The sequence below is a fragment of the Lysinibacillus boronitolerans JCM 21713 = 10a = NBRC 103108 genome, from assembly GCF_000772935.1.
Taxonomy (GTDB): Bacteria; Bacillota; Bacilli; order Bacillales_A; family Planococcaceae; genus Lysinibacillus; species Lysinibacillus boronitolerans.
This window is the reverse complement of record NZ_JPVR01000038.1, coordinates 1-2,966: the sequence shown is the minus strand read 5'-3', so window position 1 is coordinate 2,966 and position 2,966 is coordinate 1. Positions and strand designations below refer to the sequence as shown.

General features: G+C 31.9%; 4 protein-coding genes and 1 pseudogene. All 5 read left to right on the top strand.

The features are described from left to right. Nucleotides 1-854, top strand: a pseudogene (locus CD31_RS23425) (hypothetical protein); the annotation flags it as partial. A 3-nt stretch (nucleotides 855-857) separates the two neighbouring features. Beyond that, nucleotides 858-1,202 carry a hypothetical protein gene (locus CD31_RS00395; protein WP_036074854.1) on the top strand — a complete coding sequence of 115 codons (345 nt, stop codon included), beginning with the start codon at nucleotides 858-860 and terminating at the stop codon, nucleotides 1,200-1,202. A gap of 161 nt (nucleotides 1,203-1,363) precedes the next feature. Beyond that, nucleotides 1,364-1,846, top strand: coding sequence for a DNA/RNA non-specific endonuclease (locus CD31_RS22775; protein ID WP_081977427.1), 483 nt, complete (start codon nucleotides 1,364-1,366; stop codon nucleotides 1,844-1,846). 5 nt (nucleotides 1,847-1,851) lie between these two features. Continuing rightward, nucleotides 1,852-2,346, top strand: a complete 495-nt coding sequence (locus CD31_RS00385) for an immunity protein YezG family protein (RefSeq protein WP_036074849.1) — start codon at nucleotides 1,852-1,854, stop codon at nucleotides 2,344-2,346. A gap of 241 nt (nucleotides 2,347-2,587) precedes the next feature. Next, nucleotides 2,588-2,966 (top strand): hypothetical protein (locus CD31_RS22615; protein WP_209420814.1); only part of this gene is annotated, 379 nt, incomplete at its 3' end.

Below are 2,966 nucleotides of genomic sequence, written 5' to 3'. Positions count from 1 at the left end.
TGAAAAAATTAGTAACTGATCCGATAGGCGTATTAAAAGAAACGAAAGACAATTTGAAAAATTTTGCTTCCCATCCACTGGCAACCGTGAAAACCATTGCGGGTTCAGTAAAAGACTCTTTTGAAAAAGATGTTATTCATGGTAATGACTACTCACGAGCATACTGGGGAACAAAAGCAACCATAAATACAGCTACAGCAGTTGTTGGTACAAAGGGTGTTGGCTCTCTTACAAAAATAGGAAAGAATTCGACTGGAGTAACAAGTGGTAAGTCTACTAGCAGTTCGAGTAGTAGTAATAGTAATAGTAATAGTAATAGTAATAGTAATAAGGGTACGGGAGATAATAAATTTACCTATAAAAATAATCCTATGGATAACCCCAAAGTTGTAAAAGAGGTTGTTGAGAATCCAAACGCGGTATATGGATATGCACCAAAACCGGAATCGAGTTTAAGTAAATTTAAGGTAGATTGGACAAATCCAAAAGAAGTTGCTAATGCACAAAATGAAAGAATTAAATATCATGAAAAATTGAAAAAACAGAAGGAGAACTTAAGTATTGAAATAGAAACCTTAAGAAGTAAAGGTTATTCAATGGAAGATATCGCTAGAATGAAAGTTAATCAACGAAATGAAGGTAGAATTAATAATTATTTAAAGAGTGGTAATCATAAAGGATTAGAATCAATGAAACAAAGGAATTTAGAGGAGTATGGAAATCCAAATGGACCAACACCTAATCAATTATTTGAAAAGTATGGTTCATGGGAGGAAGTTATATATGCTAGCACAAGAAGCAATCCGGGGATGGATGTACTAACAGGTTTATATGACATCTATGGAGGAGATTAATTTATGCAAGAAGAAAAAAGATTTAATAATACTATTTGGTATAGGTATAGGGATTATGCATTTAAAGTAAATATATTAGATAGTGGAAATGCTGTTGTTTGGGTTAATTTTAAAGATTATAATATAGCTTTTCCAATGATAATAAGAGAGTTTTTGTATGAAATGGAAGAATATAATTTTAATGTGATGGTCAATTGTGACTGGAATGAACATAGGGGTTTTGAAGTAAAACAAGAAGAAGTAGATTTATTGATTGGTGAAATACTAAATTTTTGTACTGAAAATGAACCTGAAACTATGAATTTAATTGAGAAATATATAGATAATGAGTGGTATGAATTATCATGAATTTATATGAATTCACTATTTATTAGGCGATAACTTAATAATGAGAGTGTTTTTAATTGTATAGGGATATAATTTGTTGAACTAAACTATAAAAATTGCTTCATGTATTCGAGATGACCTTGATTGGCTTGCAACCTTTCAAGGTTTTTTGCATATAGAAAATTATAGACTATTTTGAAATCCTCCAAAAAGAAAAGATCTACAATAAACCAAATGTAGAATACAAATCTCCAGATGGTTATACTTACCGTACGGATAACAATGGATGTATTACCGAATGTGAAGGAACACTTATTCTAGGCACTGCAGAACGAAACGCATACGCACAGAGAACTGTGGGAGGAAAAGATAGATTACCTGATGACGACGGTGGACACTTAATAGGAGCACAGTTTAAAGGGCCAAAGGATATCGATAACCTAGTTCCACAAAATAGCCAAATTAACCGTTCTGGTGGTGAATGGTTCAATATGGAGACTGAGTGGGCAAATGCATTGAAAGAAACACCTCCGAAAAAAGTTACTGTACAAATTAATCCGACGTATTCGGGGAATTCAATGCGACCAGATTCATTTATAGTTGAATACGAAATTGAAGGGGACTTTCCAGTAATTCGTGAAATCGCAAATAAAAAAGGTGGATGAAATAGATGAGTTTTGAAATAGAATTGAATAAAATATATAAAGAAATAGCACAGCAGGTTAACGATATCATACCTGTTGAATGGAGTAACTTCTATTTTAATGGTGAAGTTAAGGATAAGGACGGAGGAGTTTTTTTCTTTTTTAGACCTAAAGATAATGAAGAGAACTACTTATTTTCACATTTTATTCCAAGAATATATGGTGTAGATAAAAGGGTTTATAATAAAGAGCTGCATAAGTTATTTGAACTAATTGTTAAACTTCAAGATGTGTTTATTAATAACGACCAAGAACTTTGGTTTTCAGTGACATTATTACTTAATGATAAAGGTAAATTAAATGTCCATTTTGATTATATAAATTGGCAAAAAAGTGAATTTGGCCCAGCAGCAAGAATTAAGTATTTTGAGTATAAATATGTAAGCAATAACAAAGATAAACTAGATATAGATTTAATAGAGAGAATGAAGAAATTTGAAGTTAAAGAGAGTAGTATATAGTTCTCCTTTTCTTTTGATTTTAGATTCGAAGAGTATGTACCTTAGAAAGTATATTTATAATAATCCATAATTTTGCAGGAATTCTAGATAAAGAGTAGTATTTAAGTTGATTTGTTAAATTAACGCTTTTATACTCCTAGTTTAGACAAAATAAATATTTAAAGAATTATAAGTTTAATAGCTTCTTTTAAAAAGCTCATACATCCATTTTAATAGTGGATATGAGCTTTTTATTTTTGCATTGTTGTCAACTTCAATAATAGAAGCTCAGAGAATTACCTTCTTGTACGGCGCAGCGATAAAGAGCGGAGGGGCGAAAGGAAAGAGCGCTAAGAAATCCTCTAAAAAGAAAAGCGCCACGAAGAAAAAACAACGGAAGTCCAATAAAAGGAAGAAAAAGAAAAAACGCAAGAAGAAAAAGAAGAAGTGGGGTAAATTCTTTACCAAGGCACGGAAGCTAAAAAATAGTTTATCCAAGAGTAAATTGGTTAAACGGGCGAAAAAGGCAATTAAAAAAGCTGTTCTGACCACGAAAAAGGTTGTGAAAAAAACAAAGGCGGCTGTTTCGAATGCCAAGCAACAGGTAAAGACCGCTGTCAAACAGACGAAGCAGGTAGTGA